The sequence below is a fragment of the Bacillus cereus genome (assembly GCF_002567495.1).
Taxonomy (GTDB): domain Bacteria; phylum Bacillota; class Bacilli; order Bacillales; family Bacillaceae_G; genus Bacillus_A; species Bacillus_A cereus_AQ.
Map to the genome: position 1 here is coordinate 66029 of NZ_NVAP01000023.1, position 15214 is coordinate 81242.

A 15214-nucleotide genomic window follows, 5' to 3' on the forward strand; every position below is an offset into this window, starting at 1 on the left:
TCTTTTTATTTTGTAGGAATAAAGAAAACAGATATAGCTGCAATAAGACCTGCAAAAGAGAATAAGTAAAAATTCCATGTTAAGTCATATTGCATTGTCATAATAATACCTACAAGAATAGGGCCAGCAATTGCACCAACTCGACCAAGTCCAAGTCCCCAGCCTAAGGAGGTAGCGCGGATATGTGATGGGAAGTATTGTGTTACATATGCATTTAATATTTGAGTAATACCGACCGATCCAATACCAGCAAGCCCAATTAAAAGATAAATGATTGTAACAGATGGTTTGATTGTTAATAGTCCGATACATATAGCTGCCATAAGATAGGAGATGCTAATAACAATTTTTGCTCCTATACGATCGGCAATTGCTCCAGCGAATAATGCGCCGATAGCTGCGGTAATGTTTAGCATAAGTAGAAATGACAGACTAGACCCAAGAGGGTATCCTGCTTGGCGCATCATCTGTGGTAACCAAGTATTTAAGCCGTATATTAAAAACATGCCCATTATATAAGTAGTCCAAAAAAGTAGCGTTGCTTTTATGTATTCTTTTGAGAATAACGTAATAAATCCATTTTTCTTTTTTATATTAGATGGGGCTCGATGAGTTTCATCTTTTACATGAAATTTAATTTGAAAACGATTAAGAATTTGTTGCACTTCTTCTTGGCGATTACGTGATAATAAAAATTGAATGGACTCAGGTAAATAACGAATAATGAAAGGAATGAGGAGTAGTGGGATCATTCCGATGCCAAACATAATTCGCCATCCGAAATCTTCTAACATAACCATGGACAAAATAGCACCTAACACGATACCTAAAGGATAGCCAGTAAACATAAGGGCATAAATAAAAGATTGCCTTTTTTGGGGTGAATATTCAACAGTAAGTGCTGAAGCTGTTGGGATAACACCGCCTAATCCGATTCCTCCTATAAATCGAGATAACCCAAACAACTCAGGAGAAGGAGCGATAGCTGCTAAACCCATTGTGATAGAAAAAAGTGCTAAACAGCATATAAGCGTCCATTTTCGTCCAATTTTATCTGTAATCGTTCCAACTAGAATAGCGCCAATAAACATCCCAAACAAAGCATAGCTGGCAATTGTACCAGCATGAGCCGGTGATAGCGCCCAGTTGTTGTCTTCTAGGAGCTTTGGCAGAACGGCACCGTAAATACCTAAATCATATCCGTCGGCTAGAATGGCTAGCCAACAAATAAAAACAACAAGTTTTGTAATAGAACTAGAAAAGATAGTTTCTGTAGATTCTAGATGAGGTGGAGCAGAAGGTTGCATAGTATTCACCTCTTTTATTTGTGGATGAATATATTATTTTATTTCATGTTAATATTTTCCTTCTTGTGTCGAATTTTATCTGAAAAGGCATCATAAAAAAATAAAGAAGTTCAACNNGTTGAACTTCTTTATTTTTTACTCATTATCAACTCGCTTTAATGGTTGATCTGCTGGACCTTCAATAACGTCGCCCTCAATAGAAAAACGAGAACCGTGGCAAGGGCAATCCCAAGTACAATCACCATTATTCCATTCAACTTCGCAGCCGAGGTGTGTACAAGTTGTATCGACGATATGCAATTTTCCTTCTTTGTCTTTATAAGCACCTGCTCGTTTACCGTTAACATGTACAACAGATCCTTCGCCAACTTCAAGATCTTCTGGTTTACGTAATGCGGTTTCAATTTTCCCTTCAATTAAATGCTTGGCAACATCTATGTTCTGAGAGAAGAAAGTTTTTATATCTGGATTTGCATGAAAGCGTGATGGTGCATACAGTTCTTTATATGGACTGTGGACTTTTAGAATGGAATCTTTCAGTAAATGAGCGGCAGCAGTTCCAGTTGTCATTCCCCATTTACGGTATCCAGTTGCAACAAATATATTTGGATTCCTTTCGTTAATATGTCCGATATAAGGGAGTTTGTCTAAAGTAATTAAATCTTGTGCTGACCATCTATAGGGAACTTCATCTACTCCAAAAGTTGCTTCAGCAAAAGAGTAGAGTGCTTCATAATGAAGCATCGTATTTATTCCTTGTCCTGTTTTATGACTTTCTCCGCCAATCAAAATCAATTTTTCTCCATTATTTGTTATATAGCGTAAGGAGCGTTTTGGATCATCAATACTTAAATACATGCCACCTGGATAATCTGTTTTTGCTTTTATTGCAAGAGCGTAGGAGCGTTCTGCGTACATTCGCGTAAAGAAAAAGCTATTAGCATCATAAAAAGGAAAATGTGAACAAGAGACGACATATTCACAAGTGATGCGATGGCCCTCCTTTGTAATTACTTGTGGATAATCTCCCTTTTCCACATCCATAGCTGTTGTTTGTTCATAGATCTTTCCGCCCATCTCCACAAACTTTTCTAAAAGTGTTTTCAAATAAAGGAGGGGATGGAATTGTGCTTGATTTTTCATTACAAGTGCAGATTGTACTGGAATAGGAATCGCTAGGGATTGAACATAGTCGCAATGTATATTTAATTTTTGATAAGCTTCATATTCTTTCGATAAATTTCTTAATCCGTTATCAGTAGTTGTATATAAATATGAATCTTCATTTGAGAAATTACAGTCGATTTTATATGTTTGAACAGTTTCATTTATGAATTGTAGAGCATGATTATTTGATTCATAGTAAAGCCCGGCCTTTTCTACACCGAAATGATTTATTAATTCATCATAAATAAGATCATGTTGTGCTGTTACTTTCGCTGTTGTATGCCCAGTCGTCCCGTTTAAAATAAGACCAGAATCAATTAAAACAACATCGATACCTTCTTTTGCAAGTAAATAGGCAGTAGTAATGCCTGTAATACCGGCACCGATAATAGCAACTTTTGTTTTTATATTTTCAGATAAACGAGGGAAAGTAGGGAACTGAGTAGATTCAATCCAATAAGATAGTGGTAATTGTGGAAACGTATCACTTGTCATTACGGAAACCTCCTTATTTAGAACAATTTTCCTTTTAATATTTCCATATTATATGAAATTCATGTGTGCTGTTTTTGAAGGAACCCATTTTTATTAAAAGGGGAGTAAATTATCTTAATATAATTAATTTGATAGGGCATTATGAAGAAGTAGGATTTATATAAAGCTAAATTTAAGTGATTCCATTTGTTGATTACATTGAGAGTTCTTGAATGATATAGAGTCCATGGTGTTTAAGTATATAGTGGATAAATCCTTATGAAATCTATACTTTTTCTTTAGTGAAATAAAGTATGATTATAAAAGTATAACCAACTTTTATTACTAGGTCATAAAAGTTGTTGACAATGTAGAAATTCTATTGTTATGATTCATCATGTGGAAAGGTTGATAGAGAGTAAAAGAGAAATGTTTTTCATTGATAATAAAAGCGAAAAATAAGTGACGATAGAGTGAGTATATTTTCCTTATAATAAATGCTTTTTGGATCACCTAGTAAAATCAATCTGGAAGCAAGAATTAATATATGCAAGTTGCGCAGAGCGCGGCATAAGAAAGGGGCAAAAGGATGAAGGAGCTTCATACGTTTGGGTGGTATGCAGCACGTGTATCACCACATTTGCCAAAAAAAGCATTTAAACCAGTTCCTACTCGTTTATTTGGTGGACTGGCTTATTTACTTGTGGCATTAGCGGGTTTAATAGCGATTGGTATATTTGAATTGAATGTGTGGGCAAATCTAGGAATTGCAATTGTTCTCGGACTATGTTTTGCTTCACTTGGGTTTTTAGGGCATGAAATTTTACATGGAACGGTTGTAAGAAAGGCATGGCTTCGTGACTTCTTAGGCGCGATTGCATTTATGCCATTGTCAACAGGACCAAAACTTTGGAGAAAGTGGCATAATGCAACGCATCATGTTCATACACAGCATGAAGAAAATGATCCAGATGCATGGCCGACACTTGAGAAACTTAAGAAGAGTAAGTTTTTGAGTTGGGTATATCGTATGCCCCTTCATGTACGTTCATTCTTTAGTTTTCTGTCACTAACAATTCAATTTACATTGCATTCGACTCGAATGTTCTTTCATTTTATAAAAGAATTTAAGTCATCCAATCAAAAATCTGTATGGCTTCAACTTCTTTTGCCTTGGACAGTTTGGATTAGTTTATTGTTTATTATGGGACCAGGAAAATGGTTATTTGCATATGTCATTCCGTTGTTAATTGCTAACTTTATTGTAATGGCATATATCGCAACAAATCACCGCTTAAATCCAATTGTTCCAGTAAATGATCCATTAGCAAACTGTTTATCAGTAACAGTGCCGCGCTGGGTAGACGTTTTACATTTCAACTTCTCATATCATACAGAACATCATCTGTTTCCTGCTATGAGTTCAAAATACTATCCGTTAGTAAAAGAGAAGATTAAAGAAATGTGGCCGGAATGCTATCACGAAATGCCGATGACAAAAGCATTGGCAGCACTTTGGAATACACCACGTGTGTATTATCACGGAAGTGAATTAGTTGATCCGCATAGAGAGCATTTCTATGGTTCTTTAGGAAATGGACTAGATCCTCATAATATTTCATATCGTGAGGAACATATAGAAGAAAAAGAGAGTATTAAAAAAGTAAATCAGTAAAAATAGATGTATTTTATAGCGAAAAAGCAAGCTCTTAGTGAGCTTGCTTTTTTGCTATAAAGAAACTTCTTTCTTGTTTTTTCTGCTCACTTGGACAGAGTTTGTTTCTTTTCGCTGTAATCGTTTTTCTAAAAGATTAACAAAATAAGTAAATAGAAGAACAATTACGAGGTAGTATACACCAACAATCATGTAAGTATCTAATTGTTGGAAGTTACCTGCTGCAATTGATAAACCTGATCCCCATAATTCGGACAGTCCTACGTAAGCGACAAGTGAAGAGTCTTTTAATCCGATAATAAATTGGTTTCCTAGAGGAGGAAGAGACAGACGAAATGCTTGTGGTAATATAATCCGGCGCATAGCTAAAGGGTAAGGCATACCTAAGGAGCGAGCGGCTTCCAATTGTCCACGGTCGACGGATTGAATGGATCCTCGGAAAATTTCCGTAACATATGCCCCGTTATGAATTGCTAAAGCGATTGCTCCTGCCCAAAAAGGAGTAAAAACAACAACCGATGTAATCCCAAAATAGAGAATAGCGATTTGAACAATTAAAGGTGTACCACGAATAATAGCAATATAGATATGAGCAATGCTATTTAAAACTTTGTTATTCGAAATTCGAAAGAAAGCGAATAGTAATCCAATTAATGAACCGAGTACTAGGGAGGTTAATGTTAATTGTAATGTGACGATAGTAGCTTTTAAGAGTGTGGGATAGGTAGAGATAAAAATTTCAAACATGTGTTTCACCTCATATTGAATGGATTTTAGTAGAGAATGAAATGCCCCACATAAAATGAACATGTAATCAAGTGGGGCATAGCTTATGAAATTTTCAAATGGCTAACTTACTTTTTTGTTTCCTCTTCTCCGAGAATATTACGACCAAACCATTTTTTGCTGATTTTTTCATACGTACCATCTTTAATGATTTCATCTAACGCTTTATTTACTTTTTCAACCATTTCTTTATCATCTTTACGAATAGCAATTCCCATTTCATCGAGATTTAATGGTTTTCCAGCTTCTTTTATATTTGATTTACCTTCTTTGATCATGCGTAAACCGACCATTTGATCAGTGACTACTGCATCAATACGTCCAGGCTCTAAGTCCATAAGTGCAGTAATATCGCTATCGTATTCTGTAATTTGATCTGTATGTTTTGCAACAAGATTTTTAAAGGTACTAGCTTTTACAACACCAATTTTCTTACCTTTTAAATCTTCTGGAGAAGAGATAGCGGTATTCTTTTTAGCCACAAAAATTTGGGCGCCAGAGCGGTAGTAAGGATTTGAGAAACTAACGGCTTTTAAGCGTTCCTCTGTAATTGCCATACTGCCTAGTATTACATCATATTTCTTCGCTTGAAGGCCTTGAATTAGCGTTTCCCATGGGTTTGTAACGGGAGAAGGCTTCATATTCATTTTTTTAGCGAGGGCTTCACCGATTTCTACATCAAAGCCGACAAGTTTACCGTCATTTTCTTTATAGTTAAAAGGTTTGTATAATCCACTCATCGCATAGCGAAATTCTTTTTTACCGTTTGATGAAGTAGTAGTGCTTTCCTTGCTACAGGCTCCTAATATGAAGGATGTACATAATGTAATACTCGCAACAATGGTTAATAGTTTTCTTTTCATAAAACCCCTCCTATATATTGATCATACGGATGGTTTTAAGTATGTTATTTAAATATTTTATTTGGATGATTAGTTGTGCACCGTATGAATGTATTCCTTTTCGTTTGAAACAGAAGTTACATTATAAAACGTTGCGTAAAAATTGTTTTGCCCGTTCATGTGATGGAGCTGAAAAGAATTGTGCTGGCGGAGCATCTTCTACAATCTTTCCATCGTCCATAAAGATGACGCGATCAGCTACATCTCTTGCGAAATTCATTTCATGAGTAACAATAACCATTGTCATCCCTTCTTCAGCAAGTTCTTTCATAACTTGCAATACTTCTCCAACAAGTTCAGGGTCTAAAGCTGAGGTAGGCTCATCAAATAGCATAATCTTAGGGCTCATTGCAAGAGCTCGTGCAATGGCAATGCGCTGTTTTTGACCACCTGAAAGAAGATGAGGAGTTACATCCGCTTTATCTTGAAGGCCGACTTTTTGGAGAAGTTGATGTCCAATATCCTTTGCATTTGCTTTCTCTAATTTTTTTACGTGAATAGGTGCTTCTATGATGTTTTCTAGTGAGGTCATATGAGGAAAGAGGTTAAAGTGCTGAAAAACCATACCGACATTTTCACGGATTTTATTTAAATTTGAATGCTTTGGATCAATCCGCTCACCTTGTAAGTGAATTTCGCCTTCATCGTACATTTCTAAAAAGTTAAGACAGCGAAGTAATGTACTTTTACCAGAACCACTGGCACCAATTAAAACAACAACTTCTTTTTCTTTTACTTCTAAATCAATTCCTTTTAACACATCAAGTGAACCGAATGATTTTACTAGATTTCGAACTTGAATCATACAAAACCCCCAGTTAAAAATATATTTTACAAATGTTGCCCCTTATTTCTGTTATTAGTCATAAATTGTCAGAATCCTTTATTTTTTCATGCAATTTGATATTCAAAGAAATAATAATTTTTTTAAAATCTCTATATCCTTCTATAATGAAAATATGGATAATAATATATAGGTAGTATTTATATTGCTTATAAAAAGGGGGAAAGGGAAGATGGAAAAAGAAAGGAAAACATTTTCTTTTGGATTACGTACACAACTTATGCTATTCACTACAGTTTTAGCTTTCATTACATATTCAACAAGTATATTTTTTATTTACGTGATATACGATTATTTTCAAAGTTATGTAAGTCAAACTGTATATAATATTATCGTTATGTTATTAGGGGTAGTATGGTCTGGAATTTTAGCATATGGAGCAGCCCTGTTTTTAATTAAACCGCTTCGCAAGTTAGAGGAGGCGGCAAGAAAAGCAGCTGAGGGTGATATTCGTGAAGATGTTCCATTACCGAAGACAGATGATGAAATTAAATCTTTAAGTGTTGCATTTAATATGATGTTAGGAAACTTAAGGGGCATGGTAAAAAATATTGATACAACATTTTCGTATACAAATAATCAAGTACAGCAGATTAGAAAGCAAACAGGCGAAGCGACGAGACAAGCACAAGGTGTATCTGAGACACTTGCAGAGATTTCTTCGGGCGCTGAGCAATCAGCGGCATCAATTCAAGCAATTGTTTCTGCTGTTGATACAACGACGTCTATTGCAAGTGAAGTAGAAGAAAAAGCGAAGCAGTCTGATGCGTTGTCTTCAGAAATGGTTCAAGCTTTAGGACAAAGTACACGCGTCTTTACTTCTTTAATTCAAGGTATTCAAACATTGGCAAAAGAAAATGAAGATTCGATGCAAAATGTACAGAAGTTAGAAGAACGAATGAAACAAGTAGAACATATTGTTTCTGTTGTGAGTGCGATTGCTAGCCAAACGAATTTATTAGCACTAAATGCTTCTATTGAGGCAGCTCGCGCAGGAGAGCATGGAAGAGGCTTTGCGGTTGTTGCGGAAGAAGTACGGAAACTTGCTGATGAAAGTGATCATTCTGCAAGAAACATATCGCAGTTATTACGAAATATGCAAGATGAAGTACAACAGGTTGCAATGAAAATGACAGAACAAGTGAAAATAGCTAAAGAAGAGGCAAAACGCGGAGAAGCTACAGAATTAATTTTAAAAGAAATGTCATCAAGTGTTATGGAAGTAGCCGATGCAACCCAGCAAATTAGTAGTTATATGAATGAACAAGTGAGCCACATTCATCAAACAGGAGCACAAACAAAAGCTGTAGCAGCAATTGCTGAAGAAACGTCAGCTGGTTCACAAGAAGTGGCGCGTGTGACGTTGCAACAGTCCAAAAATATGATAGTAATCGATCAATTATTAAAGGATTTAGAGCAGCAAGCAACTGATTTGAAACAAACAATTGAACGATTTTCAATGTAAAAGGAAGAACAGAATGCTGTTCTTCTCTTTTTTATTTAGTTTGATTTAATATTTACAGTTAAACTATGAACGTTTCCGCAACATTCTTTTCTGTCCCTTTCGGATGAAAATTATAGCGAGCTATAATATTAAAAGGGGTGTCTTTTATGAAAAAAGAAAAAAGACAACGGTTAATTAAACAATTTGTAAAGGAGTATGAAATAGATAAGCAAGAAAGGTTAGTAGAATTGTTAGCAAAAAAAGATGTATTAGTAACACAAGCTACGGTTTCTCGCGATATTCGTGAGTTAAACTTAACGAAGGTACCTTCTCAAGAAGGATTAATGATATATAAAGTTTTCACAGAAGAGCATTTACAAACTGATATAAAGTTAAAGAAAAAATTACGAGAAGTTGTTGTAAAAATTGATTGTGTAGATCAATTAATGGTTATTAAAACATTACCTGGTAATGCACATGTTATTGGTGTTTTATTTGATGAATTAGATTGGAAAGAAAAAATAGGATGTATATGTGGAAATGATACATGCCTTATAATTTCACAGTCGAAATCAGATAGGGAGATTATAGAAGAAAGATTAAATTTAATTATTTAGATGCAAAAATCCTGTTTTTAATAAAATTAAAAACAGGATTTTTGTTTAAATACGGAAGTTAAATATGCAACATATATGCGTAATATATGTATTTTTTATTGAGAAAGCGAGATAGTTTGTTATAAAAATACATATTCGTATGATTTTAAAAAAATAACTTGTTTAATATTTCACAATGATAATGTGGATGCTTTCACAAAGATGAAAGTGCAGAGCATTTATTATGTACTTGTAAGACATCAAACATATTTAAAAGGAGGTACAACAAATGAAACATCCGATACATGTTACTTCAGAAATTGGGGAATTACAAACGGTTTTATTAAAACGACCGGGTAAAGAAGTGGAAAACTTGACGCCAGATTATTTGCAGCAATTATTATTTGACGATATTCCATACTTACCAATTATTCAAAAAGAGCATGATTATTTTGCACAAACGTTACGCAATCGGGGTGTTGAAGTTCTTTATTTAGAAAAACTAGCCGCTGAGGCGTTAGTAGATAAAAAACTTCGAGAAGAATTTGTTGATCGTATTTTAAAAGAAGGACAGGCTGACGTAAATGTTGCACATCAAACTTTAAAAGAATATTTACTTTCCTTTTCAAATGAAGAATTAATTCAAAAAATTATGGGCGGTGTACGGAAAAACGAAATTGAAACAAGTAAGAAGACACATTTATATGAATTAATGGAAGATCATTATCCGTTTTACTTAGATCCAATGCCTAATTTATATTTTACTCGTGATCCAGCAGCTAGCGTGGGCGATGGCTTAACGATAAATAAGATGAGAGAACCAGCGCGTAGACGTGAATCATTATTCATGGAGTACATCATTAAATATCATCCAAGATTTATAAAACATAATGTACCAATCTGGTTAGATCGTGATTATAAATTTCCAATTGAAGGTGGCGACGAGCTAATTTTAAATGAAGAAACAATTGCGATTGGAGTATCTGCTCGTACTTCAGCTAAAGCAATTGAACGTTTAGCTAAAAATCTCTTTAGCCGACAAAATAAAATTAAGAAAGTGTTAGCAATAGAAATTCCAAAATGCCGAGCATTTATGCATTTAGATACAGTATTTACAATGGTTGATTATGACAAGTTTACAATTCATCCAGCCATTCAAGGGCCAAAAGGGAATATGAATATTTATATTTTAGAAAAAGGATCAGATGAGGAAACTCTTAAAATTACACATCGTACTTCTTTAATGGAAGCATTAAAAGAGGTATTAGGCTTAAGTGACTTAGTTCTTATTCCATGTGGAGGAGGAGATGTAATTGCTTCTGCTCGTGAACAATGGAATGATGGCTCGAACACGTTAGCAATCGCGCCAGGTGTAGTTGTTACATATGATCGCAACTATGTATCCAATACGTTATTACGGGAACACGGTATAGAAGTAATTGAAGTGCTAAGTTCGGAATTATCTCGTGGTCGTGGGGGTCCACGTTGCATGAGTATGCCAATTGTTCGTAAAGATATTTAGTATAAATAACGGAGAAAGTAGGGATGAAGTATGTTAATGACTAGACCAAATTTAAAAGGAAGAAGCTTTCTAGCAGAAAAAGATTTTACACAAGAAGAATTGTTATATTTGCTAGATTTGGCAGCAGAATTAAAAGAGAAAAAGAAAAATGGTATCCCGCATCATTATTTAGAAGATAAGAATGTAGCGCTCTTATTTGAAAAAACTTCCACTCGTACGCGCTGTGCATTTACGGTAGCATGTACAGATTTAGGGGCGAATCCTGAATATTTAGGGAAAGGTGATATTCAGCTTGGGAAAAAAGAATCCGTAGAGGATACAGCAAAAGTGTTAGGGCGTATGTTTGACGGAATTGAATTTCGTGGATTTAATCATGAAACTGTAGAATCTTTAGCACAAAATTCTGGTGTGCCGGTTTGGAATGGATTAACAGACATGTGGCATCCAACACAAACACTAGCAGATTTATTAACAATTAGAGAACATGTAGGAAAATTGAAAAATGTGAAGCTCGTTTACGTTGGAGATGGACGAAATAATGTTGCTAATAGCTTACTAGTTGGTGGAGCAATCGTTGGAATGGATGTACGTATTTGTACACCGGAATCTTTATGGCCTGCACAAGAAGTAATTGATTTAGCAAAAAAATATAATGAACAGGTAATGATAACAAGTAATGTGGAAGAAGCTGTTGCGAATGCAGATGTAATTTATACAGATGTATGGGTGTCTATGGGGGAAGAAGAAAAATTTGCTGAACGTGTCGAGTTATTGAAACCTTATCAAGTAAATATGAAAATGATTAAAGAAACAGGGAATGAAAACGTGATTTTCTTACATTGTTTACCTGCATTTCATGATGTTGAAACGATGTATGGCGAAGAAGTTTATGAGAAATATGGGTTGAAAGAAATGGAGGTAACTGACGAAGTATTCCGCAGTAAACATTCAAAAGTATTTGATCAAGCTGAAAATAGAATGCATACAATTAAAGCGGTTATGGCAGCTACTTTAGGAAACATGGAGTAAAGAAGAAAGGGAGTCTTCCTTTCTTCTTTCCCCTCCTTTAGACACTATCATTCACTATTGCTTTTGTATTGTTATTGCAATTAAAGAGAGGTGAGTGGAATGGGTGAAGATAAGAAATTAGGGTTGTTTACACTAACGGCTCTTGTAGTTGGGTCTATGATTGGCGGTGGAGCCTTTAATTTAGCGAGTGATATGGCAAAAGGTGCTGGAGCTGGAGCCATTATGATTGGCTGGGTTATAACAGGAATTGGGATGATTGCACTTGGATTATCTTTTCAAAACCTAACTGTAAAACGGCCAGATTTAGATGGTGGTATTTTTAGCTATGCAAAAGCAGGGTTTGGTAATTTTATGGGATTTAATAGTGCGTGGGGATACTGGTTATCAGCTTGGCTTGGGAATGTAGCTTACGGTACATTATTGTTTTCTTCATTAGGATATTTCTTTCCGATCTTTGAAGGCGGTCAAAATGTAGAATCCATTATTGGTGCAAGCGTATTATTGTGGTGTGTTCACATGTTAATTTTACGTGGAGTTCAATCAGCAGCACTTGTGAATTTAGTAACTACAATCGCAAAATTAGTACCTGTATTTGTATTTATTGTCATAGGAATCTTCGCGTTTCATATTGATACGTTCTTAGATGGATTTTGGGGCCAAACGGGTTCTTTTTCATGGGGAGCAGTTGGTAGCCAAGTTAAAAGTACAATGCTTGTAACTTTATGGGTATTTATTGGGGTAGAAGGGGCTGTTGTTTTATCCAGTCGAGCAAAAAATAGAAGTGATGTAGGGAAAGCAACCGTTATTGGCTTAATTGGTACACTCATTATTTACATTTTAATCACATTATTGTCTCTTGGACTTATGCAGCAAGCAGATATTGCTGGTTTGAAAAATCCGGCTATGGCTTATTTATTTGAAAGTGTTGTTGGAAAATGGGGTGCTATTTTTATTAATTTAGGTTTAGTCATCTCTGTATTAGGTGCTTGGTTAGGGTGGACTTTGCTCGCTTCTGAAATTCCATATTTAGCGGCTAAAGATGGAGTATTTCCAAAATGGTTCGCAAAAGAAAATAAAAATAAGGCTCCAGTAAATTCATTATGGATAACAAATGGTTTAATTCAAATGTTCTTGTTAACATTCGTCGTTTCTGATCAGGCGTATAACTTTGCATTCTCTTTAGCATCTTCAGCTATTTTAATTCCATATGCTTTTTCAGCATTTTATCAACTGAAGCATAGCTTGAATTCTGAAGGAGTAGATCGAAATAAAAATATAATAATTGGCTTGATAGCAAGTATTTATGGCGTGTGGTTAGTTTATGCAGCTGGTTTAGAGTATTTATTATTAACAATGACTTTATATGCGCCAGGTATTTTTATTTTTTACAATGTTCAAAAGCAAAAGAGTTCGAAGCAAATATTTACTCGAGTGGAATTAGCATCATCCGTAGCAATTGGTGCTTTAGCATTCTTTGCGATTTATGGATTAATTACAGGCAGTATTACCTTATAAAGCGCTGTGAAAGCGAAATCAACTGGAGGGCTGGAATATGGCACGAAGAAAAATTGTAGTTGCACTAGGGGGAAATGCGATACAGTCTGGAGAAGCTACTGCGGGAGCGCAGCAAGAAGCGTTGGAAAAAACGGCGGAACAACTTGTGAAAATAATGGAAAATGATGTGGATATAGTAATTGCACATGGAAATGGCCCACAAGTGGGGAATATTTTATTACAGCAAAAAGCTGCAGAAACGGAAAAGACACCTGCAATGCCATTAGATACTTGTGGGGCAATGAGCCAAGGGATGATTGGATATTGGATGGAAAATGCGATTGAGAAGGCATTGAAAAAGCGGAATATAAACAAAGATGTAGCAACGGTTATAACACGCGTTGTTGTAGATAAAAAAGATGAGGCATTTAAAAATCCAACTAAACCAATTGGTCCTTTTTATACAGAAGAAGAGGCCAGAAGAGTAATGGATGAAACAAAAGCAGTGTTTAAAGAAGATGCTGGTAGAGGATGGAGACGTGTTGTTCCATCACCGAAGCCTGTAAGTATTCATGAACATAAAGTGATTAATTCTTTGGTCGAAGATGGAAATATAGTAATAGCTGTTGGCGGAGGTGGAATTCCAGTAATTGATTCCGAAGAAGGGTTAAAAGGAACTGAAGCGGTTATCGATAAAGATTTCGCTGCGCAGAAATTGGCAGAATTAGTAGATGCCGATACGCTCGTTATTTTAACTGCAGTTGATCATGTGTATGTAAATTATAATCAACCGAATCAAAAAAAATTAGAGCATGTCACAGTGAATCAATTAGAAGAATATATTGAAGAACAACAATTTGCTGCGGGAAGCATGCTTCCAAAAATTGAAGCTGCTATTAATTTTGTTAATACAAATCCAAAAAGAAAAACAATTATTACGTCTTTAGAAAAAGTATATGAAGCACTAGAAGAAAAAGCCGGTACTATTATTTCAAAACAGAATGTATGCATGTATGTTTAAATTATTATGTACGCTACTTATTAGTAAAAAAGAATGAAGTTAGTAACTTCATTCTTTTTATTTATTAATATTTTTTGTACTCATTGTTCATAAAGTTTTCATGATGAAATCTGAATATATAAGTTAATTATGATAAAATTCAAATTGAATACGCTTTCTTGATTTTTCGCTCCTACATACAGCAAGAGAGAGGGAATTTTATGAATAGACGGAACGTAGTTAAGGACTTAAAGCAGTTCGAATTATTTGCTCATTTAACAGAAAAAAAATTGAAAGGCTTAACAGAGTTTGTTTATTGGCGAACTTATAAAAAAGGTCAATTTTTATTTTTAGAAGGGGATTCAAGGGAAAGAATTTACTTCATGTTAGATGGTTTTGTGAAGTTAGAGCGGGTTAATCAAAATGGGAACTTATTATACGATGACTATGTAAAGCGGTATTCTATTTTTCCTTATGGTGGTATGTTTACAGACAGAGGATATAACTATACAGCAGAAGCAATGACGGATGTGGAAGTATATTATATTCCAACGGTAATTTTCGAGGATATAGTAAAATCTAGCAGGACGAAATTGATGTACGTTGTTCAGCAATTATCATCTATATTAAAATTGAACGAAAATCGAGTGCAAAATATTACAATTCCTAATGCGCAAGATCGTGTTATCCAAACCTTAAATTATTTAATGCAGGATTTAGGAGAACAGAGTGGTGAAAAGATTGTAATTTCATGTCCACTTACAACAATTGAAATATCCAAAATATCTGGAACATCTCGAGAGACAGTTAGCAGCGTATTAAAACAATTAAAAAATGATAGCATTGTTACAATTTTAGATAAAAAAATTACAATACATGATCCAACATATTTTGAAGAAATCTCTATGTGAAAATTGTATATTGATTTTGTAATTCATAATGTATATTAATAAGGTTCTTTATATATTTATAAG

General features: G+C 34.8%; 12 protein-coding genes and 2 pseudogenes. 9 read left to right on the forward strand and 5 right to left on the reverse strand.

Features of this window, described 5'->3' with window-relative positions; genetic code table 11:
* Positions 1–5: 5 nt before the first annotated feature.
* Positions 6–1307: an MFS transporter gene (locus COK05_RS10320; RefSeq protein ID WP_098612506.1), complete on the reverse strand. Its 1302-nt coding sequence runs from the start codon at positions 1305–1307 to the stop codon at positions 6–8.
* 135 nt (positions 1308–1442) lie between these two features.
* Entirely contained in the window at positions 1443–2969 is a 1527-nt protein-coding gene (locus COK05_RS10325; RefSeq protein WP_098612507.1) for an FAD-dependent oxidoreductase, read from the reverse strand.
* Positions 2970–3537: 568 nt separating this feature from the next.
* On the opposite strand from COK05_RS10325, the gene COK05_RS10330 reads away from it, so the two are divergent.
* The gene (locus COK05_RS10330; protein ID WP_098612508.1) at positions 3538–4623 is read left to right on the forward strand and encodes a fatty acid desaturase family protein; all 1086 of its coding nucleotides are present in this window, start codon (positions 3538–3540) and stop codon (positions 4621–4623) included.
* A 54-nt stretch (positions 4624–4677) separates the two neighbouring features.
* Here the strand turns inward: COK05_RS10330 and COK05_RS10335 are convergent, their stop codons facing one another.
* The 3 genes from COK05_RS10335 to COK05_RS10345 all read right to left on the reverse strand — a co-directional run bounded on the left by COK05_RS10335 (position 4678) and on the right by COK05_RS10345 (position 7116).
* Positions 4678–5433 (reverse strand): amino acid ABC transporter permease, encoded by a 756-nt coding sequence (locus COK05_RS10335; RefSeq protein ID WP_141539007.1) that lies wholly within the window; start codon positions 5431–5433, stop codon positions 4678–4680.
* Positions 5434–5477: 44 nt separating this feature from the next.
* Positions 5478–6272, reverse strand: coding sequence for an ABC transporter substrate-binding protein (locus COK05_RS10340; RefSeq protein WP_098612509.1), 795 nt, complete (start codon positions 6270–6272; stop codon positions 5478–5480).
* Positions 6273–6393: 121 nt separating this feature from the next.
* The gene (locus COK05_RS10345; protein ID WP_098612510.1) at positions 6394–7116 is read right to left on the reverse strand and encodes an amino acid ABC transporter ATP-binding protein; all 723 of its coding nucleotides are present in this window, start codon (positions 7114–7116) and stop codon (positions 6394–6396) included.
* A gap of 376 nt (positions 7117–7492) precedes the next feature.
* Between COK05_RS10345 and COK05_RS32150 the strand changes: the two are divergent.
* From COK05_RS32150 to COK05_RS10385, 8 genes and pseudogenes are all read left to right on the forward strand, one after another.
* Positions 7493–7678, forward strand: a pseudogene (locus COK05_RS32150) (HAMP domain-containing protein); the annotation flags it as partial.
* A gap of 369 nt (positions 7679–8047) precedes the next feature.
* A pseudogene (locus COK05_RS32155) lies at positions 8048–8620 on the forward strand (methyl-accepting chemotaxis protein); the annotation flags it as partial.
* Positions 8621–8766: 146 nt separating this feature from the next.
* On the forward strand, positions 8767–9216 hold the full coding sequence (gene argR / locus COK05_RS10360) for an arginine repressor (RefSeq protein WP_000711828.1): 450 nt from the start codon (positions 8767–8769) through the stop codon (positions 9214–9216).
* 268 nt (positions 9217–9484) lie between these two features.
* On the forward strand, positions 9485–10717 hold the full coding sequence (gene arcA / locus COK05_RS10365; protein ID WP_098612512.1) for an arginine deiminase: 1233 nt from the start codon (positions 9485–9487) through the stop codon (positions 10715–10717).
* A 30-nt stretch (positions 10718–10747) separates the two neighbouring features.
* The gene (gene argF, locus COK05_RS10370) at positions 10748–11746 is read left to right on the forward strand and encodes an ornithine carbamoyltransferase (protein WP_098612513.1); all 999 of its coding nucleotides are present in this window, start codon (positions 10748–10750) and stop codon (positions 11744–11746) included.
* Between the two features lie 99 nt (positions 11747–11845).
* Complete coding sequence (arcD, locus tag COK05_RS10375) at positions 11846–13261, forward strand: arginine-ornithine antiporter (RefSeq protein WP_098612514.1); 1416 nt, start codon at positions 11846–11848, stop codon at positions 13259–13261.
* A 37-nt stretch (positions 13262–13298) separates the two neighbouring features.
* Positions 13299–14261, forward strand: coding sequence for a carbamate kinase (gene arcC / locus COK05_RS10380; protein WP_098612515.1), 963 nt, complete (start codon positions 13299–13301; stop codon positions 14259–14261).
* Between the two features lie 200 nt (positions 14262–14461).
* Entirely contained in the window at positions 14462–15151 is a 690-nt protein-coding gene (locus COK05_RS10385; protein WP_098612516.1) for a Crp/Fnr family transcriptional regulator, read from the forward strand.
* Positions 15152–15214: the final 63 nt, after the last annotated feature.